The organism is Arthrobacter sp. Hb9-2, assembly GCF_059091165.1.
This window is the reverse complement of the sequence record NZ_JBNHGJ010000002.1, coordinates 1-26,522: the sequence shown is the minus strand read 5'-3', so window position 1 is coordinate 26,522 and position 26,522 is coordinate 1. Positions and strand designations below refer to the sequence as shown.

Here is a 26,522-nt window from a genome sequence, read left to right as displayed (position 1 = left end):
GATTAGTTGGGCTTGCTGACCTTGCGCCAGTTCGGCAGTTGGCCGCCCCAGAGGTTTACGCTGTTGGGGATCGGTTCCCAACGGCGCGGCACGTAGGTGACGCGGTCGTCGTAGAACTTCTCCATTTCGGCGGACAGCTCGATGTGGTTGCCGGCCGGGTCGTCGAAGAAGACGAAAAGGTTGTTGCCCGGACCGTGGCGGCCCGGGCCCCAGGCCACGTCGACGTTCAGTTCGGAAAGGCGGTCGCACCAGACTTTGAAGTCCTGCCACTCCGCAAGGTCGTAGGAGTAGTGGTCGATGTCCCCGCCGGCGCCGACGTACACAACGGCGAGGGTGTGGTGGTCTTTGTCCGAGCGCAGCCAGCAAAATTTCCCGTCCTGGAGCTGGTCGGAGATGCGGAAACCAACCACGTCGGTGTAGAAGGAGACCAAGCGGGCGACGTCGCCGGTGCCCAGCGTGGTGTGCTGAAACTTGATCGGGCGGCGGCCGGTGTCGGCGGTGTTCTCTCCCTGGCGCTGGACTTGGGTGTGGAAGTGAACCTCGGTGCCGTCCGGATCGGTAACGGCGATGCCTTCGGGCTTGCCCAGTGGGGCAGTTATGTAGGAGGCGTCGAGCTCGCGCAAGTCGTAGCCTGCGGTCTCGAGGCGTTCCCGGATGCCGGCCAAACCGCCTGCATCGCGGACCTCGAAGCCGTAGTAGGCCAGCCCCTTGGGGCCCTCGACAAGGTCGACGACGTGGTGGCCGCCGCCCCAACCGAGGCGGACACCGTCGGGCAGTTCCGCGTGGCGGACCAGGCCTAGGACCCGGCCGTAGAAAGCCTCGGCCGCCTCGACGTCGGGGACACGGAAGCCGATGTGGGAGACCGCGGTTTCACCCAGGGCGCCGGCAGCGCCCTTTTCCTCGAGGATGACTCGTGCTGGACGTTCCATGGTATTTCCTTCGTTCAGTCGGTGGGTTTCAGTAGGTTTTAGCGGGCAAAGATAGGAAGTAGCGGTCCGGACAGCTGCAGCGAGGCGGTCTTGTCCAAGACGGCGGGCAACTCGGCGGGGGCGAACACCGCGGAGGTGAAGTGGTCCGGGCGGACGAGTACGAAGTTCCCGCGGTAGCCTTCGAATTCACGGTAGAGCGAGCCATCCAGGTCGATGAGCAGGCCGTCGACGTCGGCCTCGCGCGGCTGGATGTCGTCGAATGGGATGTACCAGCGCGAAGCACCGAAACGTTGGGCCAGTTCGTTGGCCTCCGTCCAGTCCCCTGGGACCACGTCGACGCCGAACAGCACCCAGCCGTCTCCGACGATGTGGTCCATCCGCGCGGTGGTCCGCGAGCTGGTGTCGAACACCAGAGGCTGGCCGATGGCGCGTCCGGCGTTCTCGGTAACCGTCAGCTCCGAGTCGAACTGGGCGACGGGGCGGTAGCGCATTTCCTCGAAGAAGGCCCGGCCTTCAGGGCTGTCGAGTGACTTGCGGATGATCTTGTCACGGTGGCGGGCCAGCCGCTCGGATGTGCTCATCACGACGCTGCCTAAGCGGACGGACTGTGCGATGATCGCCCCGGCGTGGGGCTTGCGCTCAGGCTCGTAGCTGTCGAGAATGTTGTCCGGCGCCTTGCCTTGGAGGACCTCAGCGACCTTCCATGTCAGGTTCGCGGCGTCGCGGATTCCCGAGTTCAGGCCCTGGCCGGCAAACGGCGGCATCATGTGGGCCGCGTCGCCCAGCACGAAGAACCTGCCTGCGCGGTAGCGGTCAGCGTTGACAGCATTGAAACGGTAGTTGATGGCGCGCTCGACCTGCTGAGGTTCGATGTCGCGATACGGGGCCACCAGCTTCTTGATCAACTCGAAGTCCGGGGCATGGCCCGGTTCTCCTTCGCCGTCGAAGAGGCGGAATTCGTAGCGACAGCGGCCGTCCAATCCTGGAACAATCACGTGCGGGCGATTCGGGTCGCCGTGGTGCATCCCGTAGCGCTCGGTGTGCGGATCCTCGAGGGTGTCGGCCACCAGCCAGACGTCCAAATAGCTACGACCGGACATGGCGTTGTCCATCACAAGTTCTCGGACGATCGATCGGCCCCCGTCTGCGCCGAGGACGTAGCGGGCGGCGATCGTTTCCTTACCGGCCGGTCCTTCGGTGGTCAAGTAGGCGAAGGCATCGTCCTGCTCTACATGCGTGACCTTGGTGTTGTACTCCAAGGCGACCAGATCGTGGTTGATCAGGCCCTTGGCCAGAACCCTTTCTAGGTCGGGCTGCGCAAAGGGGTTCTTGAAGGGGTGGCCCAAACGGTAGGGGATGGCGCCGCGGGCATGGAACATCGGACGGTTGTCGGCGTCGTAGTAGCGGGTTCCGGTTCCCGGCACAATAATGCTGGAAATCTCGTGGTCGATGCCTGCCTGCTGGTAGGTACGCAATGCCTCGTCGTCGATGCTGATTGCCTTCGGCTCCTCGCTGGTGCCCGAGCGCATTTCCAGGACAATCACGGCGATTCCGCGCGCGGCCAACAGCGCAGCTGTCGTCATCCCGACCGGCCCCGCGCCAACTACTACTGCCTCCGAATAGCGTGCCACGCTGCGTTCGTTCATCTCGATGTCCTCTCTTGAACCGTAAAGACAGCATAAGAGGCGGCTGTCCTGACATCAAGGTCGTATGTCCTATTTCGTAGGAATGAGAGATTAGCGTGCATGCCAAAGGGCTTCCGTATCTGATCGCCCCTACCGTCGTCGGCCTGGTGATCTTCACGATCAGGGGCTGGTGCCTGGCCGCGGCGCCCGCGTCAATCGCTTCGTCCAAGTCGCCGGTTTTGTGCAGGTGCAGTTCGTTGACGAGGGCGCCGTGCATTGCGCGCCGCGCAGGGCGTCAGCCGCGTTCGCGAGGAAGACCGAACCAGCAGGCCGCGGACTCCGGCGCGATGCTGCAGCAGCAGGAAGCGCAGCAGGCGCAGGCCCCCGGCGCACGTAAAGCAAGGAGGGCGCCCCTCTAAAATGGATTCTTTACTTAAGAATGCATTGCGACGATCATTGTGGAGTACCTTCGGCATGCAGCCTTGCTTGCTAAACACACCCATTCGGCGCCGTTCAATAGACCTGCCGGACCGGACTCAGGAGCACCATGACCGCCACCTTCCTTGATAGGGCCGCATCCATCGTCGGTGAAGAGCATGTAGTCCGACCGGGGAGCGACAAGGCATACGCTGACTCATTCCCTCTGCACACCGGCCGCGATGCAGTCGCCGGTGTGCGCCCCGGAAGTGTTCAGGAGGTTCAAGAGCTCGTCCGTCTTGCCAACGCGACGAGTACCTTGCTATGGACGGTCTCCCGAGGCAAGAACCTGGGCTACGGGGGGTCAGCACCCCGCACCCAGAACCAGGTCGTCCTGGACCTCAGCCGAATGGACGCCATCCACCAGGTAGACCCGGAGCTGGCCTACGCGGTTATCGAGCCCGGCGTGACATTCTTTAACCTCTTCGACCACATCCAGGAGAACAAGCTTCCCCTTTTCGTCTCCGTGCCAGCCCTGGGCTGGGGGTCCGTTCTCGGCAACGCGTTGGACCGCGGCTACGGTATGTCTCCGTATGGAGACCACGTCCAGCAGCTGTGCGGGCTGGAGGTCGTCCTGCCGGATGGATCTCTGCTCCGTACCGGCATGTGGGCACTGGAGGACAGCCCGTTGGCCAATGTTTTCAAGGGCGGTTTCGGACCCAACATCGACCAGCTGTTCACCCAGTCCGGCCTCGGGATCGTCGTGCGCGCCGGCATCTGGCTGATGCCTTGGCCCGAAGTCTTCGCTTCCGGTGACATCACCGTAGACCGGGTGGAGGATCTTCCCCAGCTGATCGACACCATCGCTGATCTGCGCCGGCGCGAGGTCTTCCAGAACAACTGCCTGGTCGGCAATGTGCTGCGTGCCGCCACTATGCAGGGCCCACGGTCCACTTGGTACGAGGGTAAAGGATCCATCCCAGACGATGTCGTGGAACAGATGCGCGCCAGGATGGGCATCGGCCACTGGAACGCCCGCTTCGCCCTCTACGGGGATCCGGGTATGGTTCGCGAACGGCTACGTATTATCGAAGCTGCCTTCGACGGGGCAGGATTCAAAGTGCAAGCCCGGATATATGAGGGCAAGGACGGCCAGCCGGTCACCTACGACGACATCGACCCGAAGGACCAAACCACGATGGCCGGAGTCCCGTCGCTGAAGGCCTACGACACCCTCGGCTGGTATGCCGAGGACGGCGGCCACATCGACATCGCACCCCTCCTGCCCGCTCGCGGCGGCGCGGTAATGGAGTTCTACAACGTGGTCAAGGCTCTTTACACCAAGTACGGCTTCGATCTCTACATCGGCTACCACATCTATGCCCGGCATCTCGTGCATGTCACCATGATCTTCTTCGAGAATGGCAACGAGGAGCAGCTGGCTAGGGCGCGCGCACTCTACGAGGAGGTCCGGCAGGCCGCGGCTCGACGCGGCTACACCCCCTACCGGGGTCACATCGACAATATGGACGACATCGCCGCCGAGTTCTCCTTCAACGACCATGCGGTCCTGCGCTTCCAGGAGACGCTGAAGGATGCCTTGGATCCCAATGGAGTTGTGAACCCCGGCAAACAGGGCGTTTGGCCAGCTCGGTTGCGCGAGCAGCGCTGAGTCTGCGACACGAGAGGAAAGCACCCTCCCCGATCGGACAGGCTCGATCCCGGGCTTAGGGGTGTCTCTTAAATGTGTTGAGTTCTAGGTTGGGAAGGCTTGAGGGCGTCGTCTACCGGTACCGGTGCGGGGTCGCTTGCCGCGGTCTACCGCCTGCGTTCGGCCCGTAGCAGAAGGCGTGGAAACGTCATCGGCGGTTCAGCGAGATGGCGACATGCTGTTGTTGTCTTGGCACAGCCCGCTGCCTCCCACCGACGATCGCATGCCCAGGCCCGTCACCAAGGCACGCATCAACGACGAATTCGGTACACCTGGGTCGCCGAAGGACCAGCCCCCTCTCGTTAAGCGACAGTCGGTGCGGGTGCGCGGTAGAAGAACCCTGCCCGGTTTGAATCTAGGGGATGTCGCCGAACTTCACCCCCCGGACGGTCGGCTACAAGAATCAGGGCTGCTCGGCGGGTCAGCCCGGCATTGTTTGTGCTCCCGGTCGTTTCATGATGGGGTGCGACCGGGAAGGGGTCATGCGGAGTTCATCGATTAGGGGACAAGACCAGCCGAAGTTTGTTCAGGGAACCAAGAGGGTAAAAAGGGGCGGCCACGAGCACCGGGGTTCTGACAGATTGGTCACCACGAGGAGAATGCACACCCAGCCGATAATACATAAAACTGTACATCGTGACATTTTTGCGTAATTTGAAGTATATTGCAGTCATGGCTCGAAGCGGCAATTCCGAAACTCTCAGCACCGGCGTACGCGACCGGATACGCAAAGACATCCTGGCCGGGCGCTGGCTCCCGGGGCAGAACCTGCAGCTGATGCCCCTGTCCAAGCATTATGCGACCTCCAGCACCGTCGTGCGGGAAGCCTTAACCCGACTCTCTGGTGATCGGCTGGTGGAGCTCAAGCCGAATCGCGGCTTCTTTGTTCCCCAGATCTCGCTCGATGAGCTGCGGGACTTCAACGAGCTGAGGTGCCGCGCCGAGGAGTTCGGCATCCAGCTCGCCATCGAACGGGGCGACCTGCACTGGGAGTCTGAAGTCTTCGCCGCCCATCATATGCTGGAGCGCATTCCACGCTTCTCGGACGGGACCCTGGAGCTAAACCCCGAGTGGGTCGAGGCTCATGACACCTTCCACAGGAAGATGCTCTCGGCGTGTGGGCTGCCAGTACTGATCGACCTGACCTCCGTGCTGGCCGATGAGAACTCCCTGCACCGACGCTGGTCGGCGCCTTCACCCAAGTCGGCGAGCCGCGACATGGACCAGGAACACCGAGAAATCCTGCAGGCCGTCGTAGATCGAGACGCCCAGTTAGCAGGACGGTTACTGCGAGAACACTACACGAAGTCCATGAATAACATCCTCGAGGTGGGGTTCCTTCCGGAGGCACAGCGAATCGCCCAGTCCGATAGTCTGTTGGATGTCTCGCAAACCTCAGCTTGATGGTGCGTTCTTGTCATCCGCATGCTCTAGAGAGACCGTCCGTGCCCCGAACCCGTTAGCGGCGGAAGGGAACGCAGCCTGAATATCGCTCTTCAACACGCCGCCGATGCCGCATATCTGCTGATGAGCGACCCGCCGCTACATGCTGGCGTCGATCACGGCTTCGCCCGTCACTGAGGCGGAGGCTTCATCTTGCTCTACATCGTGCCGGCATGCACTGAGGTCCCTCTAAGCAGCGATGCCACGGGCCGATCCGGCCACTTCAAGCCGCATCCGAAGGGCTTGCAGCCCATGCTTTCCTCGTGGATACGTTGAACCTCAGGATCCGGACATCATCGGGGATGACACTTTCATATTTCCTGTCACCACGTAGGCAGTAGGCGGTCGCACTAATCAGGGCAAGGGCTGGATGTGCGCATCAGGCTTGACAGGTCAGCCGATTGCCGACCCTAGTCACCTAAGGTGATCGCCGGCACAAGCGCAGACCCCGCCTGCTGATGCGTCCGGTGCGCCACGGTGAGGGACAACATCGCCGCCCACAGTGTGTCGAGCGCACCGGCGCCTTCGTGGAGCCCACACGGACCTGAAGCACATCTACGACGAGGAGCCCCGCCCCTTCATCTGGCCAGGCTACGACCGGGCCTGAGCCCAGGAAGGGATCGACTATGACTCAACTGAGGTTCGCTCCCATGGCATCAGCCCGGTCAAGCAGGCCATAACGGTCAGGTGAAACAGCTATTAACACTGTAGGCGACCTGCGCACATTGCACCTGTTTTGGCGGCCGACCTCACGCCCACACGGAAGCGTTAGGACGCCCGGTGCTACTTGCGGAGTCGGGTCAGGATTCGCCCGCGAGCGTCCTGGAACCGCGGGTCCGCCTTAGTGGCAACTTGATCACGGTGCGTGCCGAATCCGGTCTCGATCACGTCCACGACGGTCGCCGGCTTCTCGGCGATGACGATCACCCTGTCGGCCAGATAGATGGCCTCGTCCACGTCGTGAGTGACGAGCATAATCGTCACTCCGAGCTTCTCCCGGAGGTCGATCACCAGGTCTTCGAGGTCGAAGCGTGTTTGCGCATCGACCGAGGCGAACGGCTCGTCCATCAGCAACACCTTGGCGTTGTACGCCAGTGCACGGGCGATAGCCACACGCTGCTGCATACCACCGGACATCTCCCACGGGTACTTGTCCCCTTGGCCTCCCAGCCCTACGGCATCCAGGGCCTCGTCTGCGTCCTTGTTGCGCAACGGCTTCTTCTGGCCGCGCCCTTGCAGCGGGAAGGCGATGTTCTCGCGGGTGGTCATCCACGGCATCAGGGATCGAGAGTAGTCCTGGAAGACTACTGCAACATCGCGGTGCGGTCCCTCGAGGATACCCCCACTCACCAAGACTTGACCGGCCTTGGGCTTGAGCAGACCGGACAGGCCTTTGAGCAGGGTGGTTTTGCCGACGCCGGACGGGCCGACGATCGAGACGAACTCCCCGTTGCCGACAGTGAGACTCAAGTCCTCGATGATGCACTTCTCATCAGCACCCTCCCCGTAGCCAAGCGAGAGGTCTGTGACGCGCAGCAGGACATCTCCGCTGATGCTTGTCAACGTACCGGCGGGGACGCTTTCGGTGTTAGACATGATTCAGACTCCTTATAAAAGATGTGTCGTGGCGCATCAGCGGGCGCCGGATTTGTAATACCAGGCCAGGATTTGCCTGTCGATAAGGCTGAAGCCGATCACGAGGATGTAGCCGATGACACCCACCAGCAGCGCTCCACTCCACGTCTCGGGGATCCGGAAAGTGCTGGAGGAGTTCAGGATGTAGAAGCCCAGCCCGACGTTTGAGGCGAAAAGCTCACTGACTACCATGACGACGATGCCGATTGGCAGGGCGACGCGGATGCCGGCAATGATCTGGGGCATGGCCCCGGGTAGCACCACACGACGGTAGTAAAGCATCCGCGGGATACCGAAGACGCGGGACACTCGTCGCGCCCCAACCTCCACGCCAAGACTTCCATCGATCGCGTTCAGCAGGATCGGCCAGACGCAGGCGAGGGCCACGGCGTAGATCTTCGAGGTAGATCCCAACCCGAAGATGCCGATGATCAGCGGAACCAAGGCCGACTGTGGCACGGAGCGCACGAAGTGTATGTAGGGGTCGAGGATCAGCCGCAGTCGTTTTGTCTCGCCCAGGATGAGGCCCAGGGCCACGCCCACCACGCTCGCGATCAGTAGACCTACCGCCAGGTTGAAGAGACTCGAGCTCATGGCTTGCAGCAGTACGCCGTTGGTAAGGTCCCGGACCATTACGTCGAGGATCCGCGAGAGCGGGGGAACAAACAGGTTGGTGCTGTTCGCCGAGGCGAACCACCAGAGGATGATTAGTAGGACGGGCAGCCAAAGCCACCACAGCACGTTTGTCAAAGTTCTCATATGACGCTCCCGGACGGTTCGAGCTCGATGCACTGGAGGTTTATCGGAGGGGATGTGCTGGTCGTAGAAGGGTCAGTCATCACTCTGCCTGTTCCATCGGAGCAGCCGGTCCTCGGCCCGACCCAGTAGAGAGGCCACGAGCCAGCCGAAGATGCCAGCGAAGAACAAGTAGGCGAACGCGTTGTCCCAGCGCTCCGCCTCCTGGGCCAGTGTGATCAGTCGTCCCAGCCCTGGCACTTGGGTCAGGACTTCGACTCCGACCGCGGCCAGGATCGCGATGGACGCTGAGATGCGCACGCCGGTGGCGATAAACGGCGTGGCTGCCGGCAACAACACTCTGCGGAACCACAGACCCCTCGGGATCTGGAAGACCTTCGCGGTGGATACGATGCCCGGATCCAGTCTCCGGGATCCCAGGATCGACTGCACCAGCACGGGCCAGACCGCGGCCAGCACCACCATGGTGATCTTCATGTTCGTCGTGGCACCCAGCACCAGCATCATCACCGGCATAAGCGCGATGGTCGGGAAGGCGCGGCCGAACTCAACGATCAAAGCGGTTGAGCGGTCCAACGGACGGATCGTGCCGATCAGCAGCCCCAGGACGACGCCGATTGCACAGGAGAGGAGCCAGCCCGCCGAGGCGGCTAAGAGCGTGTGGCCGAAGCCGCCCCAGAAGTTCGACGTAGTGACCACGGTGAAAATTGAGGTCAGGATCTCGGGGATGCCGGGAGTGATCTTGGGCAGGATCCCGCTCATCACGGCGAACTGCCAGATGAGCAGGATTACTGCCAGGGCCATCACTCGTTGGAGGGTCAGCGTCCAGTCAATCCTGGGCTGGCGGCTGAACGCCATCGGGGTGGTTGTAGTTGTAGCCATAGGTCACATCTCCCCTCAGGCGCGGGGAGTTCCTTCCCACAAGATCTCGTCAACGCTCTTGGGGTTGGAAATCATGCCGAACTTCTCCAAAGCGTCAGTTGTTTTCTGTGACACCTCGGGATCGATTCCCACCTGCTGCTCGACCAGCGGGCCCTTGGAATCCTCGATGGAGTTTCCGGTCACCCCGCTGCGCAACTCGTAGATGGCGTCCACGTTGGCATCGTCGTTGTAAAATGCAACAGCCTTGGCCATGGCTTCATTGAACTTCTTGGCCGTCTCTCCATTCCCCTGTAGCCATGGGTCCGTGGCCGCCCACAGAGTGATGCCGAGCCCGGCGCGGTACTCACGGGAAGGGTTGGCGATCACGTGAAACGAGTCATCGGAGATCACCTGGTTGTAGAAGCTGTCCGACGGGAAGATGGCATCCACCTGGGAACTCGACAGCGAGGTACGCATCGAGGCATAGGGCAGTGCGACCTGCTTGACGCTGTCCAGGTTCACGCCAGCGTCAGTCAGAGCCTGCAGTACCGGGACGTTGCCTCCGGAGCCGAGCGAGTTGAAGGCAATCGTTTTGCCTTCCAAGCCGGACAGGTCGGTAATGCCGCTGTCCTTGCGTACAACGACTCCGGAGGTGTCGACCTCTTTCGAGATGAGGCCCGCACCGGAGATCAGCTTGATGGGCAGGTCCTGAGCAGTAGCGGTTACGGCTGCGTCCCAGGAGACCGTGCTGATGTCAGCCGATCCTCCTACAAGCTGGCTCAGGTTGTCCTGGGCCGTGCCGCCGGGGCGGATCTCCACGTCCAGGCCGACCTCATCGAAGAAGCCTTTTTGGTCGGCGATGTACAGCGGCTCGTAGTTAATGGGTGCGTGCAACACGGTGATCGTCTTATCCGCGGCGGACACAGCGGCGTCGCCGCCACAGGCCGTGACCGCCATGACACCTGCACACGCCATGGCAAGACCGGCCCAACGGGGCAACATACGGGTCATCTTCTTCATGCGTCTTTTCTCCTGATTCCAAACTTGGCCGATATAACACTCTTCTCCGAAGAATGCATTACCCACACCATAACGTAAATGAGAGCTACTGCACAGCCCTTTTCGTGAGGCACGTCATAGTGCGCCCTGCGGGCAATAACAGGAGCGCGTAATCGAAGCGGCCCGCTTCCTCGTGATGGTGGGACAAAGCGGAGGCTGCTGTGTAGCACCGTCAGTTATGAATGGTGCCGGCCTCCCTCCGGTGCTTCCTGATCGCCCGCCCACCGCTACCTAATTTTTCGTAGCCCGTTCTTGTTGCAGGATTAGGGCCTGCTGGCCGGTCGGTTCCGGCATGGTCACTGCCGCAGGCGTTTCATGATCCCGATCTTCTATATCTGTCAAGCAACCTGCGGGAGCGTGATGGCGCTGGCGTGATCGCGTTGAGTGTGCGGTAGAGACGCCGGGCGAGGCGGCGCTTGAGGCAGCGGCGCATCTCACGCGCGATCTTGCCTCGGCCTTCCGGCGCTCGACAGGCTCGGTTTGCTGCTTCGTAGACCATTCTGTCGACAGAGGTCACGGGCAGGAGGCTGTTGAGACGCCTGTCCCGCCCCAGTTCGGCCGGTGCCGGACCGTGTTCCCCGACGAGGCGGGGACGGGATTTACACCGTCCGACGAGGGGCGCGGCGAATGCGGCCTAGGAACTGACCTGGGATCATAGACCACTGCGCCGGTGATCGGGCGGACCCCGGTTTCCTCCCGCAGGGCTGCGGCGGGACCGGCGCCCCGGAGCTAGATGCTACGTGTCTCTTGTCCTTGAGTTCCTGTGTCAAGGGCAACGGTGTGCTTGATGAGATGGACCGCCTTTCCGTAGGGGCGGTCGCTAGCCAGGTCCTCTTCACGCCTTCGCCGGTGCGCGATCAGATTTCCCGGCACCGCGCCGGGCCGTGGCGTACGCCGTGTCCCCGGGAGAAGCCTCCACAATTTGGTAGTCGGATCGTAAGACGGTGCCGGCGAGCAGGGCGCCGTAACTGCCGGCCTTCAATGTCCCGGAGACCCCCGGGGTCTCCTCCAGTGCGGTGAGCTACCCACGTGTTTGCACTCAATCTGCCCGCGTGCGTGTTCGCAAACCGCTCGGCGCCAAGATGTTCAACGTTGGCCGCATGTACAGCACAGGTGTGGGTGCTGGCGTGCGTGTCCACGCCGGTGACGAGTGGGCCAGTTGTGGGCAACAATGGTCATCGTGCAGGGTTCCTTCCTCGCGAACGGGTAGAGCCTTCTGGTCGCGGTACGGCCGGCGGCGCCATGCGAAGGTCACTCCGAGGCACTCTTGTGCTAGGGCACAATCCCGATTTAAGGCTGGGCAGCCTTCTGATTAAACAGGCATTTGGGGGCCGAACCGGCGCCCGCAGCCATCCCCAAAAGAGAGTAATTCGGATCCAGTGCCCGCCAACGGGCAGGGTGTTGAACCACAGCCAAAAAAGGCAATTAGTACCTACTCTGCCAGCCGGTTCCGGAGCCATATCAAACTCACAGGAGGCGTTAAGGCGTTGCCTCCGTGCCCGGCCAAGCGGGAGTTAATCGCTAATATAGGCACGGATTGCGGGGCCATCAGTAACTTGGACGCTCGGCGGAAAACGTAGGTCCAAGGCCTCGACGCCGGTGTGGCTAAGCCCGGCCAACCTTGGTGGTACACGCACAAAACAGCTGCAGCTCTGATCTGCTGCTGGAGAGGTTGCTCATTTGTCAATAAGCCCGCCCGGCCCATAGACAGAGTCCGGCCCCAGGAGGATGGAGGGCGGTAGTTTCCATCAGAGCAGATCAGGCAGCAGGACGAGGTAGACCGAGGTGCTCGCGCAAGGTAGTTCCCTCGTACTCGGTACGGACGTAGCCGCGGTCCTGCAGCTCAGGAATCAGCAGGTCGCAAATCTCACGCATACCGCCCGGATTGTAGGGCGAGTTTAAATTGAAGCCGTCACAGGCTCCGGACTCGAACCAGTCCACCATGTTGTCCGCGATCGTCTGGGGCGTGCCGATGATCCACTGGTGACCGGCAGAACGTGCCATGTCAATGATCAGTTCGCGCAGGGTCATATTCTGGTCAATGACCTTGCGCCGGTAGACGTGGTAACGGCTTCCCAGTTCCGGCTCATCTCTCAACCATTCGGAAGGGATCGTGTCGTCATAGTCCAACGAGGACAGGTCCAGTCCGGCGAGGCCGGAGGAGACCTGCTGTCGCCCGTACTCCAGATTGACGTAGCTGCCCAGCTCTTCGGCTAGCTCCTCTGCCTCCTTCATCGTCTTTCCGATGATTGGGAGGATGCCGGGCAGTATCTTGGTGTGGTCAGGATCCCGTCCCTTGTCCACCAGCATCTTCTTGAACTGGGCGTAGAACTCGACCGAGCGTTCCTTCACTGGCTGGGCGGTGTAGATCGCATCGGCCACCGAGCTGCCCAGCTCCAACCCAGGGCCCGAGGATCCCGCCTGGACGATCACCGGGTGGCCTTGGGGAGACCGTGGTCCGGGGGCCGGGCCCTCCACCTGGAAGTACTCGCCCTTGTGATTGATTCGACGGACGTTGGTGGGATCGATGAAGTTGCCGGAGGCCCGGTCCGCGATGACGGCGTCATCGCCCCAGGAGTCCCACAGCGCTTTCACAACATCCGCGAACTCTCGGGCCCGACGGTAGCGTTCGGCCGGTTCGGGGATCGCGTCGAATCCATAGTTCTGGAATCCGTCGAAGGAGGTGACCAGGTTCCACCCGGCACGCCCCCCGGACATGTGGTCAATGCCTGCGATTTGGCGGGCCACCGTGTATGGGTTTTCGAAGGAAGTCGACATGGTGCCGATCAAACCGATGGTGGTGGTCCGGGCGGCAATGGCGGATAACGTGGAGATCGGTTCGAAGTAGCCGTTGGTCTTGATGTCGCCGCGAAGTGTCGGGTTAGCATTGGCGATGTCACCCAAAAAGATGGCATCGATCTTGGCCTTCTCGGCCATCTGTGCAAGCTCGACGATAAAGTCCAGGTTGGGGACCTCCTCGATTCGGCTCCCGTCACGACGCCACGAGTCTTTGTGGTGGCCTGCCGGGATGAGGAATGTTGTCAGGGCCATGCGGCGAGCGGGCTTCGCAATCATTGTGCGGTAGGGCTTTCTCTTGAGGTCGGTGGTGTCTGCCAGGAGGCGGACACCTGGATAGGTGCTCAATATGGGGTGGGCCGCCAACGGTCCTGCGGACCATCAGATCAGGGGACACCGTCCGCTGAGTTTGGTTCGTTCGGGGTCAGCGGTGCCCCGTGGGCTCCGCCAGCAGCGCGGCCAACTCGGACATGTCCTCCAGCTGTTCCAAATGGTGGACCAGCTCCAGAACACGGTCAGCAACCGAGTCCTCAAGGGCTCCGTTCCACGCGATGTTGCTACGAAACTTCGCCTCGATGCGCTCACGGTCCAACGGAGCGAAGTGGATGTCCCCAAGGACCTGGTCGACACGAATCCGGTGGCGATCACCCGAGATGAGCCGCGCCTCGACCTCAGCCGTCCGGGCCTGTTCCCGGGGCAGGGAGCCGATGATCTCGATCTTGTCCAGCATCCTCTGCAGCGCTGGATCGCGCATGTGCGCCTCGTTCATGTGCTGCAGTCCAACGGTTCCGTACATCAGCGCCGTGGCGACAGCGAACCTGATGCTGAAGGCGCCGGAGACCTCCGGGCAGCTTCCAACGGTGAACTCCTGCCCGACGAACCCGGCCTTGGTCTGCGGATTCACGAAGATCTCGATTCTCTCCACGTTGTCGGGAGTGAGTCCATGCGCCTCCACCAGCTGGACCGTGGCATCCAGCGATGCCTGGCTCGCCCGGCAGGTCGGCCACGGCTTAATGACGGCATCGGCGTAGAACTCCTGACCCAGACCATCGGTGATCTTCTCGGGTTGCGGCGCGGCGCTCCACTGGGCCAGGAAGCCGAAACGTCCCCCGATTGGGTCCTCTGGTCCCCCGAATCCCGTGCCGGCCAGCTCAGCGGAGAAGACGGCGTTGCGAGCGGACAGGGAGATCGGCAGCTTGAACGCCAGGGTCTTGTCGTTGATGTTGTCGATGGTCCCGGAGACTTGGTTGATGACCAGACCTAGTCCGTGATGCAAGGTGGCAGCGTCCTGCTTCATCAGCAGTCCGGCCGTGGCCACGCCGCCCAGAGCATTGATCGTCCCGGTGTTGTCTCCGCCGCCGTAGACGTCGAAGCCGGTGGCATGACCGAGCCTGGCGGCCAGATCGTCGCCATAGATCAGCGCGGTGAGCAGGTCCCGTCCACCGCGTCGGCGGGCCTCAGCCACGGCGAGTGCCACCGATACGGTAGTGCCGGTGATGTGCGAGGGGATCTGCACTCCGTCGGTGTGGTCGGCCCCGACAGGCTCGAAATCGTATGACCTCATCAGCGCCGCATTGGACAGTGCGGCATGCATCGCGGGCACCTTGGCGCCGGTGGTCAGCACGGTCGCCTCTGGGCGGCCACCCCATCCGGTTACCAGGTCGATCAATGAGGAGCTGCCCTCAGCCTGAGTACCGGCAGCGATCAGCCCCAGAGCATCCAGGACGCGCGTCTTGGCCCGGTCGACCGCTTCCGAGGGCAGGGACTTAAAGTCCGCTGCCGCTAGATGGTCGGTCAGGACCGCCGTAAGTGTCTTGTCCATGGCCTTGGGTCACGCCTGGCCTGCGGTGGGAATCTTTTGACGATCGAGGAACTCCCACACGGTTCCCTTGTCTCCATTGCGCTGGCCCTTGATGTGCTCGAGCATGCGCGCGCGTCCGACCGAGCCGAGGTAGAACCGCTCATACAGCTCGATGCGCGAGCCCAGTGCCGATCCGGCGAAATCCCAGGCGGTTCGGAAGATCCGAGAACGCTCCTGGGCGCTGATGTCCCCCGCTCCCGGAAGGTACCTCTCGAGCATCGGAGCCAGCTCCGGATTGTCGAACGCCGCTAGGGAGGGGGTGGCCAGCAGATTGTGCGAACCGATTATTTTGATGATGTCGTTCACCCGGATCATCCACTCCGGCATGATCGTGCGCACCACACCGATGTCATCGTGCACGAAGTAGGCACCACCGCCCCAGTCATGGGCTCGGCGCTCAGCGGAGTCGATGATCGCCCGGGTCATCACCAGGAAGCTGTGGACCTCACCGAGCATGGTGAGCACGTCCGGACGCGCATTTGACCCAGTGACACGGACCATCTCGGCGAGAAGATCATACGCAAACTCCAGCTTTACCGCGGCACGGATGGCCGTCTGCTGCTGTGTACATCCGGTAGCGGTTCCTTGATTTACCGAGTTGTAGAGATCCAGCTCGCCATCGATGAAGATGCGGTCGTGCGGGATGAGCACGTCGTTGAATATGACCACTCCGTCCTGCTCGTCAAACCGGGACGAGAAGGGCCGGTCCTCGCGGGAGGCATCCACACCGTAGTGATCACGGCAGATAATTGCGATGCCCTCGGCCGCCACGGGGATGGCGAAGGACAGGGCGTACTTCTCGTATCCGGGCTTGATGGGAGTTGCCGGGTAAACATAGATCTCATCGGCGATGGGACCAAGGGTCGCCAGAACCTTCGCGCCGCGAACGATCACACCCTCATCGGTGCGATCCACTACCTGAAGGGTGAGGTCGGCGTTCCCCCCGTCCAGCTCACCGATTGATTTGTCGATGTTGGCGTGGACGATGGTGTGCGTCAGAGCCAGATCGTTCTCGGCCACGTACTTCTGGTACGCCTTGATGCGCTCGAAGTAGACCGGGGCGGAGGCGCCCTTCTCCCACAGATCGGTGCGTGAGACGTGTCCAGCCAAGACCACGTTCACGTAGTCGGGAGTGCGGCCCAGCATGCCCATGGAATAGCGGGCGAACCGGTCGAAGGCACGGTGCCGACGCTCGATGTCCTCTTGGTTGGCGGGACGCAGGTGAGATACCGAGATCAGGTCGCCGCTGTCGGGACTTTCGAACAGGCAGTCGTCCCAATGCTCCCACTGGTAGTCGAAGTACTCGGCCATTCCGGCAAGGGAGCCGGCGAAGTCCGGGTGTTCAGTGACATCGATCTGATCACTTCCGTACCAGACCTTGCGTCCGTCTTTCAGTCCCTCTACGTATTCATATCCACGTCGTGCTCCCACTGAGCTCTCCTTCATGTCTGACGTTACTGAGACACAGAGCGCATAACGAGCACCCCGATCGTTCTCATGTGTGGTTGTTCTGTTGCTGTCGGCATCTGGCCGGCTGTCCTAGCCGCCCTTGTCTGACTCAGACCGAGCGCAGGCCGGCTGCGGTGTACCGGCGGTAGTCCTTGGCAGCCGGACCCGCAAGGGTGCGACTGACTTCTGCCGCTGCCTCCTGAAGGGCCGAGGCCCATTCCCGGACCGTAGCCGCATCCACACCAGACGGCAGGTTGCCGAGCCGAATGACAAGTCCGGAGTTGGTAGGTTCTTCGGCCTCCGGGGCAAAGACCGGTACGACCACAGATGCCAGGTCGATATCGGTGTCCCCCTCGTCCACTTTGCATCCGAAGTACTGGCGGCTTTGTGCGATGGTGGTGCGGACTGCGCGATCACGGGCGGGCGTCAGCTCAGCGTCGGCCCACTCGGCCAAGGCCTCGTTGAGTTCGGTATAGCCGTCCGGATCCTGGTCGATGCGGGAGATGGCGTATCCCTGCTCGCGCACGCGGGTAAGAGCCTCGCGATAAGAGGTGAGGACATCCTCGTCCTGCGGGAAGATCCGGCCCAGCCAGGCACCGACCTGGTCTGGGCTCCATGCCACGGCGGCCTCGCCCAACGGCGGGATCAAAGGGATCCGGACGCCGATGCGTTCGTCAGCGTCGGTGTTGCCGCCGTAGGATGTGGCACCGATCGTTTGGTCCAGGGAACTGATCTGGACCAGGGCTGCGGCGGAGCAGCCGAACCTCTGAGCAAGGGCATCGAGCTGCGGGCGAGCGGCCTCGGCCAGCCGAACCGCCGAAATCAGCGACTCGTCCACGTGAGCTGACAGGCCGGTGGTCGAGAAGCCCCCGTAGCCGCCTTGGAAGAACAGCAGCGGCGTCACACCTCGATCGATGGCGAGGTCGTCGACCGAGACCAGGGTGATGTAGTGGTCACCGGCCTCCATTTCCTCGGTGATGCGCCCATGGATATGCGCGACAGCGCCGTCGATCATGGGGGCGCCCGAGGGCGAGAGCGCCCATCCGACCTTGTCGAACTTCTCCGGATCTTTGGAAGCCAGAGTGCGGCAGGCCTGCATCTGGTCGTGGGCGAACACGGAGATGCAGACATGGTCTGCTCCACGCAGCTTCGGGTAGGTCGATGACGTGGTCATGGGCATGAAGGAGACCAGCGGCGGCTCTAGTGAGACTGAGCTGAAAGTGCCTACGACCATACCCACGGGGGCGTCGTTGACCATGGCGGAGACCACGACGACGCCGGTCGGGTAGTGACCCATGACATCGCGGAATGCGCGGGGGTCGAATTGTGGCGTCTGGTCCACCGTAGCAATGCTCATGGTGTCCTCCTGGGAGAGTGTTCGGTGTTATCGGCTCCACGGGCAGTTTGCAATATCTGACCGAGAATATATTTGAGACATTTATGACAATAGTCCGTCAGCCCCCAGGAGTCCACCACCAATTTTTTCCATCCGTGGAAACGGGGTTCGCGGCACATAATACATTTTCGCTTGCTGTATGCATCATCAGTGGCATACTGTTTACTTGGATGTGATGCGGAGTACTAAAGCTTGGCCGCGAAGGTGTTCCTCACCACGTCGCGCCTCAGGATTTTTCGACGCAAGGAGACACACTGAACAGCATCCGGGCTGTGCAGCGAGATGAGACCGTGATCGGCGCTCGACCGACCGCCCTCACGGAGCCCTTGCCGCCAGCCTCTGCAGGCATCCGGGCCACAGCGGTCAGAGCCACCGCCCGGGCGGATCTTCAGCCGGATTGCTATGTCCCTGCCGCGTTCTGACGAGTAGGCGGAGACTGTCCGGGGAGGGCGCACCCTCCTCGACGAGCGGCTCCCGGGTCGACGGGCTTTCGCGCCGGCCGACCGCGCTTTTACCACCTAACAACGTTTCATCTCGAGGAGATCTAATGGCAAGCAAGCCCACCAACGGCGACCTGTACTGGACCGAGGAGTACCCTGCGATCACCGAGTCAGATAAGTCGCTGCAGGAGTACGTCGCAGGGGCTGAAGCTCCCGTGCTGCTGGCGGCGTTGGCCACAACCCTGCAGGATCTGTCCTATGTGCCGGCCGAACTATCCCCGCCGCTTCCCCCGCTGGGCACGGCGCTGCTGCCCCATGGAGGGATGTCCCCCGAACAGGTCCAACGTGCGCAGGACCTGGCGCTGACCGGATTAAAGCGGCTTAGAGATGAGGGAATCCGCAGCGTGCAGCAGTTGAGCGCCGAAGACGCGTCCGCGATCCTGGACTGGTTCACCGGCGGCCGCGCTGCCCGGGACCGGTCGTGGATGGGACAAATGAAGCATGAATTCGCCCCTGCTGCGGATCGCAACGGCTCCGCAGAGTGGAGCTATGCTGACTACCCCGACCACCGGGCCGAGGCGCCATTCACGACCCTGATCGTTGGTGCAGGCATCTCCGGCATCGCCGCCGCCTATCGCCTGCAGGAGGCCGGGCTGCCGTACCGCTGGATCGAGGCTTCCCACCGGATCGGTGGCACCTGGTGGAAGAACCACTACCCGGGTGTGCGTTTGGACACCCCCACCTACGGCTACAGCTTCTCTTTCGCACAGCGGGTCGACTGGCCAAACCAGTTCGCCACCGGCGCGGAGGTCCTGGATTACTTGGAGTCCCTGGCGGACAAGGCCGACTTCACAGAGGCGATCGAGCTGAACACGTCCCTGACGCGCGCCGTGTGGGATGAGGAATCAGCCACTTGGAAGGCCACCACGCGCACCAAGGCCGGCCAGGAGACCACCGAGAGCTACAACGCGATCATCACCGGTGTGGGGCAGCTGGACCATCCTTTCATTCCGGAATGGCCCGGACAGGCTGACTTCAAGGGTGTCCAGATGCACTCCCAGGAGTGGGACCACTCGGTGGACCTGAAGGGCAAGAAGGTGGCCGTGATCGGTACAGGCGCCTCCGCCTACCAAATCGTCCCAGCCGTCATCGGGGACGTGGACAAGATGTACCTGTTCCAGCGCAGTGCTCCCTGGATGCTGCCGGCGCCGACCTACCACGAGCGAATGTCCGACGCTGCCCAGTGGCTGCACGAGAAGGTCCCGGCATACGGACAGCTGTTCCGTCTCTTTGTCACAGCCGGCGGTATTGAAGGGCGCATCCACATCGCAACGGCTGAAGAGGGCTGGGACGGTGCACCACTGAGCGTCTCAAAGGCCAACGAGGAATTCCGGCAGGCCATCATCGGACGGATGCGCGAGCAGTATGAAGGCCGCCCTGACCTGTTGGAGAAGGCCATCCCAAATTACCCACCCTCGGCCAAGCGCATGCTCCGCGACAACGGCGTATGGGCCGCAGCCTTGCGCGAGCCGCAAACGGAGGTCATCACAGAAGGTCTGGCATCCTTCACAGAGACCGGGGTGGTCACCGACGACGGACGAGAGCTCGATGTCGATGTTGTCATCTATGCGACCGGATTCCGTCCGTCCGATTACTTGGACCCCATCAAGATCGTAGGCCGCAGCGGCTTGGAGATCCATGACTACTGGGGCGGAGACGCCAAGGGCTTCGCGGGCATCACCGTTCCCAACTTCCCGAACCTGTTCATGCTGCTCGGCCCCAACACCGGCGGAGTGGTCGCCGGTGGACTGCACTTCATGATCGAACGTGCGGCGGAGTACGCCGTCGAGGCCATCCATCAGGTCCTGGAACGCGACGTGCGTGCCCTGGACCTGAAACAGGAAGCCCTCGACGAGCACATGGTCTGGGTCGACGCGGAGAGCGAGAAGATGACTTGGGGTCAGCCGTACGTCAAGACCTGGTATAAGAACAGGTTCAATCGGGTATCACAAGTGTGGCCGTTTCACACCACTGAGTACTGGCGTATCACGGAGCATGTGAACAGTGACGACTACGAGTTCCTGAAGTGACTGCTCTTGATGTGACAGTCCAATATGCCCGGCTGTCCGACCCGGATTACAGGTTCTCCGAGGCCGAGCCTGTCCCGGCAACGGCGGAAGGACTGCCGGCTCCAGTCGAGCCTCTGGCCTTCCCGCAACTGCCAGGCGGATTGAACGCCCTGCTGGGGGCAGCCAACAGCGAGGCCGCACAGTCGCACGATGCCTTCCAATTGCGCGTGCAGGCACCGGAGATGGCTGAGGGGCTGCCTGTGGTGGTGTTTATTCCCGGAGGCGGGTTCACCACGGGGACGGGGAACGCCCGCTGGTTCGCTGCCCCTTCGCTGGTCCACAAAGACCGGTGCGTGTTGGTCACCGTCAACTATCGCATAGGCATTCTGGGACATCTGGGAATCGACGGAAACCCGCTGGACTCCCAGCGGCCGCTCCGCGACCTGACCGTGGCACTGCGCTGGGTGAAGAAGAACATCATCCTGTGCGGCGGGGATCCAGAAAAGATCACTCTCGCCGGCGACTCCGCCGGCGCATGGTATGCCTATGCGCTATCCACTCTCGAGGAGACCCGGGGCTTGTTCCGTCGCACCGCACTGATCAGTCTCCCATGGGAGCCAGCATTGACAGCCGAACAGTACCGGGACAGGTGGGCACTGGCCACCACCTCGCTGTCCGACTGCGGCGGACTCGCTGAGGCCTCGTGGGGATCGGTCCTTCGCGCCCAAGCTAGCATCGCTAAAGCCTACGCCGGTCGCGGGATGCCATTGATGCCGGCGGTCGGCGGCGAACTGGATGAGGACCTGCACAATTACGCTGCCACTGCACCGAAGCTACACGTGGAGTCCCTGGCGCTGCTCTCAACGTCAGAGGAATCCGCGGCTTTCCTGCTCTCTGCCCCTGAGACCGCCTTCTCGGGTGAAGCCGTCGATGGCTTCGCCCAGACCCGGTTCGAGGACCCGGAGGCGGTCCGCGCCTGGGTCGACCTCAAAGTCCCGGGGGCGTCGGGCAAGGCCCGGATGGTGGAACTGATGACCCTACACCAGTTTAGGCTGGCCCACCTGGAGCTGGCGAAGGCCGCTGCGGTTGCCGGCATCACCGTGTATCTGGCCGGGTTCTCCGTGCAGAGCCCGCTGCCGGGCGCAGGCAGTCCCCACTGCATGCCGATGCCATTCCTGTTCGATTGTCTCCGGCAGTGGAACGATGCACCCATGCTGGAGGGACTGGAGCCGGAGATATTTGCCACCACTTCGGAAGCCTTGAGGGGCTGGTTCGCGGGTTTCATCCAAGACGGCCGCATCCGGGTGGCCAATGGATATGGGAATCCTTTCACTGCCTCCAACCCCCTCCGTCTTGAGTTCGACGGCGGCCAACCCTTCTACGAGGTTCCCTCCGAGCTGGGGCTGGTGGCTCGTCGCTGAAAGAGAGCCGCGTCGCCCGGGTCGTAGCTTCGAAATCGGCAAAGACCCAGGACCACGCTTCTTGTTCCACAATCCGAGGGGAGAGCTGATGAACTACGTGAGCTTCTGCGCCGCAGACGGGCAACAGGCTTGGGGATGTCCCTATGACTCTTCTATCACTGCCAAGCAGTGCCCGGGGGATAGCGGCGTCATGGGGCCGGTAAAGGCGGCGGGCGAGGTAGCGATTGAGACAGGCCTGGTCCCAAGGCGTCGATCTTTTGGGGCGAGGCGAACATGCGCAAAATCTGTTCCGCCGGCAACGTCAAGGTCAACGGCGGCGGCATCGCCGAAGAAGGCTTCCTCCGCGCACTCTCGGACCTGATCGAGGACCACAACAGGAACGCATTTTTGACGTCTCCAATCCTCGTCGAACTCGGACTCTTCACGTCGCTCTTTGCCGCCGAGAAGCCGGCGGCAGAGACAAGAAAGAGTGCATCTTCAAATACCCAAGACATACGACACTCTCCACTGCTCTAATCAGTTTGTCGGCAGTCCAGCAGGATCTTGCCGATGTGGGCCTTGGCTTCGAAGTGGGCGTGCGCCCTGGCTGCTTCAGAAAGTGGGTACACTTTTTCTGTTACCGGTCTGATGGCCCCGGCTGTCAGGAGCGGGAGGACAAGACGTTTCACGCCTGCCATGATGGCTGTCTTCTGTCCCGGGGAGCGGTCCCGCAGCAGGGTCCCCGACACGGATGCCTTCTTCTTCATTAGGGCCGCGAAGTCCAAAGTGCCTTCGGGCCCGCCTTGCATGCCGATGGTCACGATCCGTCCGAATGGCGCCAGGGCCTCAACATTTTTGGGCAGATACTTTCCTCCCACAGTATCGAGGACGATGTCTGCGCCGCCTTCAGCGAGCATCCTTTTGGCGAAGTCCTCCTCCTTGTAGTTAATCAAGACGTCCGCGCCGAGACGATGGGCCACCTCGAGCTTCGCATCGCTGGACGCGGTGACTGCTACCCGCCCTCCTAGGGCCTTGATGAGCTGGATGCCGAAGACTCCGATACCCCCCGTGGCTCCGTGGATCAGAACAGTCTCTCCGGGAGCGAACCGGCCTGTGTCGCAAATATTCGAAACCAGTGTGGCTGCAACCTCTGGTACCCCCGCAGCTTCGATCAACTCGATTCCCTTCGGAATCGCGAGGACATGGCCCGCGTTGACGGCGACGTATTCTGCGTATCCGCCGGAGGCCAGAAGGGCCATGACTTGGTCGCCCTGGACGAAGCCGTCGACACCAAGACCCGCTTCTGCAATGGTTCCAGAAATTTCCATTCCGAAGATTTCCGAGGCGCCTGGGGGAAGGTTGTAGCGTCCGAGCCGCTGCAGTGAGTCAGCTCGGTTCAAACCCGCTCCTGCTATGCGGATGAGAACCTCTCCGGTCTGTGGTCTCGGGTCCGGGAGTTCCTCAACAACGAGAGTTTCTGGGCCGCCGGGTGTTCTAAATCGAACAGCTTTCATGATTCGTTTTCCTGGAGCTTCGGGTAGTCATCACAGACTGGCTCGAACATGTCGATGGTGGGCGCATTTTGATCCGTTTGCCGCCTTCTTTATATTGGTCGCGCCAGCTGCGACGTGCAAATTATCCGAACTCTAGTTGGTGCTGCCTCGATGAGGTCAAACAGTTCCCCGCTGCGGGCCAGCATCCGCAGGTACTGTTGCGGCTGGCCCTTGAAGGGTCCGGTTAGTTTACGTAGGGGTTGTTGATGCCGATGTATTGGGTGGTGGTGTATTCGGCGATGCCTTCGGTGCCGCCTTCGCGGCCGAGGCCTGATTGTTTGACGCCGCCGAAGGGGGCGGCGGCGTTGGAGATGACGCCGGCGTTGAAGCCGACCATGCCGAATTCGATCTGTTCGGCCACCCGCAGGAGTTTGTTGAAGTCGCGGCTGTAGAGGTAGGACGCAAGACCGTATTCGGAGGCGTTCGCCAGCTTGATGGCGTCTTCTTCGCTGGCGAAGGTGGTCACGGGTGCGACGGGGCCGAAGATTTCCTGGCCCAGGATTGCTGCGTTGTTGGGCACACCGCCGAGGACGGTGGGCTGGTAGAAGTACCCTGGCCCGTCCACCGGTCCGCCGCCGGTGATGGCGGTGGCTCCGGCGTCGACGGCGGCGGTTACGAGGGCGTGCACGTCGTTCCGGGCTCCGGAGTCGATGAGGGGTCCGACTTGGGTGGTGGGGTCGGTGCCGCGGCCGGTGGTCAGGGCGCCCATGGCCGCGGCGAATTTCCGGGTGAATTCCTGTGCGACGGATTCGTGGACCAGGAAGCGGTTGGCGGCGGTGCAGGCTTCGCCCATGTTGCGCATCTTGGCGGCCATGGCACCTTCAACTGCGGCGTCGAGGTCTGCGTCTTCGAACACGATGAAGGGTGCGTTGCCGCCCAGTTCCATGGACGTGCGGAGCACGTTCTGTGCGGCGTCGGCCATCAGGCGTTTGCCCACGGGGGTGGAGCCGGTGAAGGAGACCTTGCGCAGGCGTGAGTCTTTCAGCAGCGGCCCGGAGATCCCGGAGGCGGAGGCGGAGGAGACGACGTTGAGGACTCCGGCGGGCAGTCCGGCATCCATCATGGTCTGCGCGAACAGCTGCGAAGTCAGTGGAGTGAGCTTCGCGGGTTTGAGGACCATGGTGCACCCGGCTGCGACGGCGGGGGCGACCTTGCGGGTGGCCATGGCCAGGGGGAAGTTCCAGGGCGTGATGAGCAGGCAGGGCCCGACGGGTTTGTGCTGGACGAGAATCTTGTTTTTGCCCTCGGGGGTGGTGAGGTATCGGCCGTAGTCGCGGACCGTTTCTTCGGAGAACCAGCGCAGGAATTCGGCGCCGTAGGTGACTTCGCCCCGGGCTTCCGCCAGCGGCTTGCCCATCTCCATGGTCATCAGCAGGGCGAAGTCTTCGGCCCGTTCGGTGACCAGGTCAAAGGCCCGGCGCAGGATCTCGGCCCGCACCCGCGGTGCTGTCCGTGCCCAGCGGACCTGAATCGCGTCGGCGGCGTCGAGCGCGGCGATGGCATCCTCGCTGGTAGCGGAAGCGAGGGTGGCAAGCACCTCCCCGGTGGCCGGATCATGCACATCGAACGTGCCGCCGTCGGACGCGTTCTGCCACTGCCCGTTGATGAGCAGCCCGTTGGGCACGGAAGCGAGCAGGGACGCCTCGCGCTCAGGCGAGATGGCAGAGGAAAGCGCAGAAACAGTCATGAGGAGTCCTAAAGTTTTGGCAATGGGCGAAGAGCTCAGCCACCGGCGTGTTTTTCAGTAGCTGGCGGGGGAGTCGCCGTCAGTGGGCTGGATGTACTCGGCGGCGAGGGTTTCGGAGCCGCGGGCCAGGAGGGCGACGTCGGCACCGACCAGGATGAACCTGGCACCGTTGTCCAGGTAGTGGCGGGCGGTGTCGGGATTGAAGGCGTTGACTCCGGCAGGCTTCCCGGCCGCCTTCGCGGCAGCCAGACAGTGTTCGACGGCGGCGCGCACCTCGGGGTGTTCCTGCTGCCCCAGCAGGCCCATGGACGCGGCGAGGTCTGAGGGGCCGACGAAGATGGCGTCCACGCCGTCGACCTTGAGGATGTCCTCGACCGCGTCCACTGCCGCCGTCGATTCAATCTGGACCGTGACACTGATGGTCTCATTGGCGCGGGCTAGGTAGTCCGGTACCCGGTTCCAGCGGGCGGCGCGGGCCAGTGCTGAGCCGACGCCGCGGACGCCGTGGGGCGGGTAGCGGGTGGCTGCCACCGCTGCCTCGGCCTCTGCTACTGAGTTGACCATGGGGATGAGCAGGTTCTGGACCCCGAGGTCCAGGTACTGCTTGATCACCACGGTGTCGTTCACGGGCGGCCGGACCAGCGTGTGAACCGGGTAGCCGTGGATGGCCTGGAGTTGGGCGAGGATGGATTCGAGGCCGATGGGGCTGTGTTCGGCATCGACCAGGAGCCAGTCCAGGCCGGAGCCGGCGCAGAGTTCGGCGATCAGCGGGCTGCCGGAGCACACCCACATGCCGGCCAGGGGCCGGCCTGCTACACCCTTTTGCGCAGCCAGGGCGTCGCGGAAGGTGTCTTCTATTCGAAGCGGCATGTGACACTCCCTAGGGGTCCGTAGTCGGCGTGGACGGTATCGCCTTTGTAGACCCAGAGCGGGCGGGTGAAGGATCCGGCGAGGATGATGTCGCCGGCCTTGAGCGAATCGCCGTGGGCGGCGATCTTGTTGGCGAGCCAGTGGACGCCGTTGGCGGGGTGGTCCAGGACGCCGGCGGCGACGCCGGTTTCTTCCACGGTTTGGTTCTTGTAGAGGATGGCGGAGACCCAGCGGAGGTCCACGGCGTCGGGCTTCACCGGGCGGCCACCGATCACCATGGCGCCCATGGCGGCGTTGTCGGAGATGGTGTCCACGATGGTCCGGCCCTCCATCTCGATCCGCGAATCAAGGATCTCCAGGGCAGGAACCACGTAGTCGGTCGCCTTCAGGACATCAAAGATGGTCACCCCGGGGCCTTTCAGCCCATCCTTCAACACGAACGCCAGCTCCACCTCAACCCGCGGGTGCGTGTACTGGTCCCACTCCACCGAGCAGCCGGTCTCCAGCACCATGTCATCGAAGATGGCGCCGTAGTCCGGTTCGGTGATGCCGGTGGCGTCCTGCA

General features: G+C 62.5%; 19 protein-coding genes and 1 pseudogene. 5 read left to right on the top strand and 15 right to left on the bottom strand.

Features of this window, described 5'->3' with window-relative positions:
- Nucleotides 1–2: 2 nt before the first annotated feature.
- The 3 genes and pseudogenes from AC5RV1_RS01815 to AC5RV1_RS01805 form a co-directional block, all read right to left on the bottom strand.
- A complete protein-coding gene (locus AC5RV1_RS01815; RefSeq protein ID WP_493993279.1) occupies nucleotides 3–929 on the bottom strand; it encodes a VOC family protein in 927 nt (308 codons plus the stop codon).
- 38 nt (nucleotides 930–967) lie between these two features.
- Entirely contained in the window at nucleotides 968–1,420 is a 453-nt protein-coding gene (locus AC5RV1_RS01810; RefSeq protein ID WP_493993468.1) for a hypothetical protein, read from the bottom strand.
- 126 nt (nucleotides 1,421–1,546) lie between these two features.
- Nucleotides 1,547–2,575 (bottom strand): annotated as a pseudogene (locus AC5RV1_RS01805) (FAD-dependent monooxygenase); the annotation flags it as partial.
- A gap of 526 nt (nucleotides 2,576–3,101) precedes the next feature.
- Here AC5RV1_RS01805 and AC5RV1_RS01800 point away from each other — a divergent pair.
- A complete protein-coding gene (locus AC5RV1_RS01800) occupies nucleotides 3,102–4,643 on the top strand; it encodes an FAD-binding oxidoreductase (protein WP_493993278.1) in 1,542 nt (513 codons plus the stop codon).
- Nucleotides 4,644–5,318: 675 nt separating this feature from the next.
- The gene (locus AC5RV1_RS01795) at nucleotides 5,319–6,086 is read left to right on the top strand and encodes a GntR family transcriptional regulator (protein ID WP_493993277.1); all 768 of its coding nucleotides are present in this window, start codon (nucleotides 5,319–5,321) and stop codon (nucleotides 6,084–6,086) included.
- Between the two features lie 822 nt (nucleotides 6,087–6,908).
- Here AC5RV1_RS01795 and AC5RV1_RS01790 read toward each other — a convergent pair.
- The 8 genes from AC5RV1_RS01790 to AC5RV1_RS01755 form a co-directional block, all read right to left on the bottom strand.
- The gene (locus tag AC5RV1_RS01790) at nucleotides 6,909–7,721 is read right to left on the bottom strand and encodes an ABC transporter ATP-binding protein (protein WP_493993276.1); all 813 of its coding nucleotides are present in this window, start codon (nucleotides 7,719–7,721) and stop codon (nucleotides 6,909–6,911) included.
- Nucleotides 7,722–7,757: 36 nt separating this feature from the next.
- Entirely contained in the window at nucleotides 7,758–8,519 is a 762-nt protein-coding gene (locus AC5RV1_RS01785) for an ABC transporter permease (RefSeq protein ID WP_493993275.1), read from the bottom strand.
- 72 nt (nucleotides 8,520–8,591) lie between these two features.
- Nucleotides 8,592–9,398, bottom strand: coding sequence for an ABC transporter permease (locus tag AC5RV1_RS01780; RefSeq protein ID WP_493993274.1), 807 nt, complete (start codon nucleotides 9,396–9,398; stop codon nucleotides 8,592–8,594).
- Between the two features lie 15 nt (nucleotides 9,399–9,413).
- A complete protein-coding gene (locus AC5RV1_RS01775) occupies nucleotides 9,414–10,397 on the bottom strand; it encodes an ABC transporter substrate-binding protein (RefSeq protein ID WP_493993273.1) in 984 nt (327 codons plus the stop codon).
- Nucleotides 10,398–12,194: 1,797 nt separating this feature from the next.
- Nucleotides 12,195–13,580, bottom strand: coding sequence for an NtaA/DmoA family FMN-dependent monooxygenase (locus AC5RV1_RS01770; RefSeq protein WP_493993272.1), 1,386 nt, complete (start codon nucleotides 13,578–13,580; stop codon nucleotides 12,195–12,197).
- A gap of 76 nt (nucleotides 13,581–13,656) precedes the next feature.
- The gene (locus AC5RV1_RS01765) at nucleotides 13,657–15,054 is read right to left on the bottom strand and encodes an MmgE/PrpD family protein (protein WP_493993271.1); all 1,398 of its coding nucleotides are present in this window, start codon (nucleotides 15,052–15,054) and stop codon (nucleotides 13,657–13,659) included.
- A 9-nt stretch (nucleotides 15,055–15,063) separates the two neighbouring features.
- Nucleotides 15,064–16,524, bottom strand: a complete 1,461-nt coding sequence (locus tag AC5RV1_RS01760; RefSeq protein ID WP_493993270.1) for a 4-hydroxyphenylacetate 3-hydroxylase N-terminal domain-containing protein — start codon at nucleotides 16,522–16,524, stop codon at nucleotides 15,064–15,066.
- A gap of 127 nt (nucleotides 16,525–16,651) precedes the next feature.
- A complete protein-coding gene (locus tag AC5RV1_RS01755; protein WP_493993269.1) occupies nucleotides 16,652–17,899 on the bottom strand; it encodes a flavin reductase in 1,248 nt (415 codons plus the stop codon).
- A 586-nt stretch (nucleotides 17,900–18,485) separates the two neighbouring features.
- Here AC5RV1_RS01755 and AC5RV1_RS01750 point away from each other — a divergent pair.
- From AC5RV1_RS01750 to AC5RV1_RS01740, 3 genes are all read left to right on the top strand, one after another.
- Nucleotides 18,486–20,468, top strand: a complete 1,983-nt coding sequence (locus AC5RV1_RS01750; RefSeq protein ID WP_493993268.1) for a flavin-containing monooxygenase — start codon at nucleotides 18,486–18,488, stop codon at nucleotides 20,466–20,468.
- Complete coding sequence (locus tag AC5RV1_RS01745) at nucleotides 20,465–21,868, top strand: carboxylesterase family protein (RefSeq protein WP_493993267.1); 1,404 nt, start codon at nucleotides 20,465–20,467, stop codon at nucleotides 21,866–21,868. Before AC5RV1_RS01750 ends, AC5RV1_RS01745 begins: the two co-directional genes overlap by 4 nt.
- Nucleotides 21,869–22,141: 273 nt before the next feature.
- Nucleotides 22,142–22,384, top strand: a complete 243-nt coding sequence (locus AC5RV1_RS01740) for a hypothetical protein (protein WP_493993266.1) — start codon at nucleotides 22,142–22,144, stop codon at nucleotides 22,382–22,384.
- Here AC5RV1_RS01740 and AC5RV1_RS01735 read toward each other — a convergent pair.
- From AC5RV1_RS01735 to AC5RV1_RS01720, 4 genes are all read right to left on the bottom strand, one after another.
- Nucleotides 22,381–23,361 (bottom strand): NAD(P)H-quinone oxidoreductase, encoded by a 981-nt coding sequence (locus tag AC5RV1_RS01735; protein ID WP_493993265.1) that lies wholly within the window; start codon nucleotides 23,359–23,361, stop codon nucleotides 22,381–22,383. The genes AC5RV1_RS01740 and AC5RV1_RS01735 overlap by 4 nt on opposite strands.
- A gap of 223 nt (nucleotides 23,362–23,584) precedes the next feature.
- Nucleotides 23,585–25,087, bottom strand: coding sequence for an NAD-dependent succinate-semialdehyde dehydrogenase (locus AC5RV1_RS01730; protein WP_493993264.1), 1,503 nt, complete (start codon nucleotides 25,085–25,087; stop codon nucleotides 23,585–23,587).
- 54 nt (nucleotides 25,088–25,141) lie between these two features.
- The gene (locus AC5RV1_RS01725) at nucleotides 25,142–25,957 is read right to left on the bottom strand and encodes an HpcH/HpaI aldolase family protein (RefSeq protein WP_493993263.1); all 816 of its coding nucleotides are present in this window, start codon (nucleotides 25,955–25,957) and stop codon (nucleotides 25,142–25,144) included.
- A partial coding sequence (locus tag AC5RV1_RS01720) for a fumarylacetoacetate hydrolase family protein (protein WP_493993262.1) occupies nucleotides 25,942–26,522 on the bottom strand: 581 nt, incomplete at its 5' end. The genes AC5RV1_RS01725 and AC5RV1_RS01720, both read right to left, overlap by 16 nt.

Excerpts from the sequence above, each read along its gene's own strand:
- AC5RV1_RS01815 (WP_493993279.1), bottom strand. The coding sequence starts at position 929 with ATGGAACGTCCAGCACGAGTCATCCTCGAGGAAAAGGGCGCTGCCGGC.
- AC5RV1_RS01810 (WP_493993468.1), bottom strand. The coding sequence starts at position 1,420 with ATGCGCTACCGCCCCGTCGCCCAGTTCGACTCGGAGCTGACGGTTACC.
- AC5RV1_RS01800 (WP_493993278.1), top strand. The coding sequence starts at position 3,102 with ATGACCGCCACCTTCCTTGATAGGGCCGCATCCATCGTCGGTGAAGAG.
- AC5RV1_RS01790 (WP_493993276.1), bottom strand. The coding sequence starts at position 7,721 with ATGTCTAACACCGAAAGCGTCCCCGCCGGTACGTTGACAAGCATCAGC.
- AC5RV1_RS01785 (WP_493993275.1), bottom strand. The coding sequence starts at position 8,519 with ATGAGAACTTTGACAAACGTGCTGTGGTGGCTTTGGCTGCCCGTCCTA.
- AC5RV1_RS01780 (WP_493993274.1), bottom strand. The coding sequence starts at position 9,398 with ATGGCTACAACTACAACCACCCCGATGGCGTTCAGCCGCCAGCCCAGG.
- AC5RV1_RS01775 (WP_493993273.1), bottom strand. The coding sequence starts at position 10,397 with ATGAAGAAGATGACCCGTATGTTGCCCCGTTGGGCCGGTCTTGCCATG.
- AC5RV1_RS01765 (WP_493993271.1), bottom strand. The coding sequence starts at position 15,054 with ATGGACAAGACACTTACGGCGGTCCTGACCGACCATCTAGCGGCAGCG.
- AC5RV1_RS01755 (WP_493993269.1), bottom strand. The coding sequence starts at position 17,899 with ATGAGCATTGCTACGGTGGACCAGACGCCACAATTCGACCCCCGCGCA.
- AC5RV1_RS01750 (WP_493993268.1), top strand. The coding sequence starts at position 18,486 with ATGGCAAGCAAGCCCACCAACGGCGACCTGTACTGGACCGAGGAGTAC.
- AC5RV1_RS01740 (WP_493993266.1), top strand. The coding sequence starts at position 22,142 with ATGCGCAAAATCTGTTCCGCCGGCAACGTCAAGGTCAACGGCGGCGGC.
- AC5RV1_RS01735 (WP_493993265.1), bottom strand. The coding sequence starts at position 23,361 with ATGAAAGCTGTTCGATTTAGAACACCCGGCGGCCCAGAAACTCTCGTT.
- AC5RV1_RS01730 (WP_493993264.1), bottom strand. The coding sequence starts at position 25,087 with ATGACTGTTTCTGCGCTTTCCTCTGCCATCTCGCCTGAGCGCGAGGCG.
- AC5RV1_RS01725 (WP_493993263.1), bottom strand. The coding sequence starts at position 25,957 with ATGCCGCTTCGAATAGAAGACACCTTCCGCGACGCCCTGGCTGCGCAA.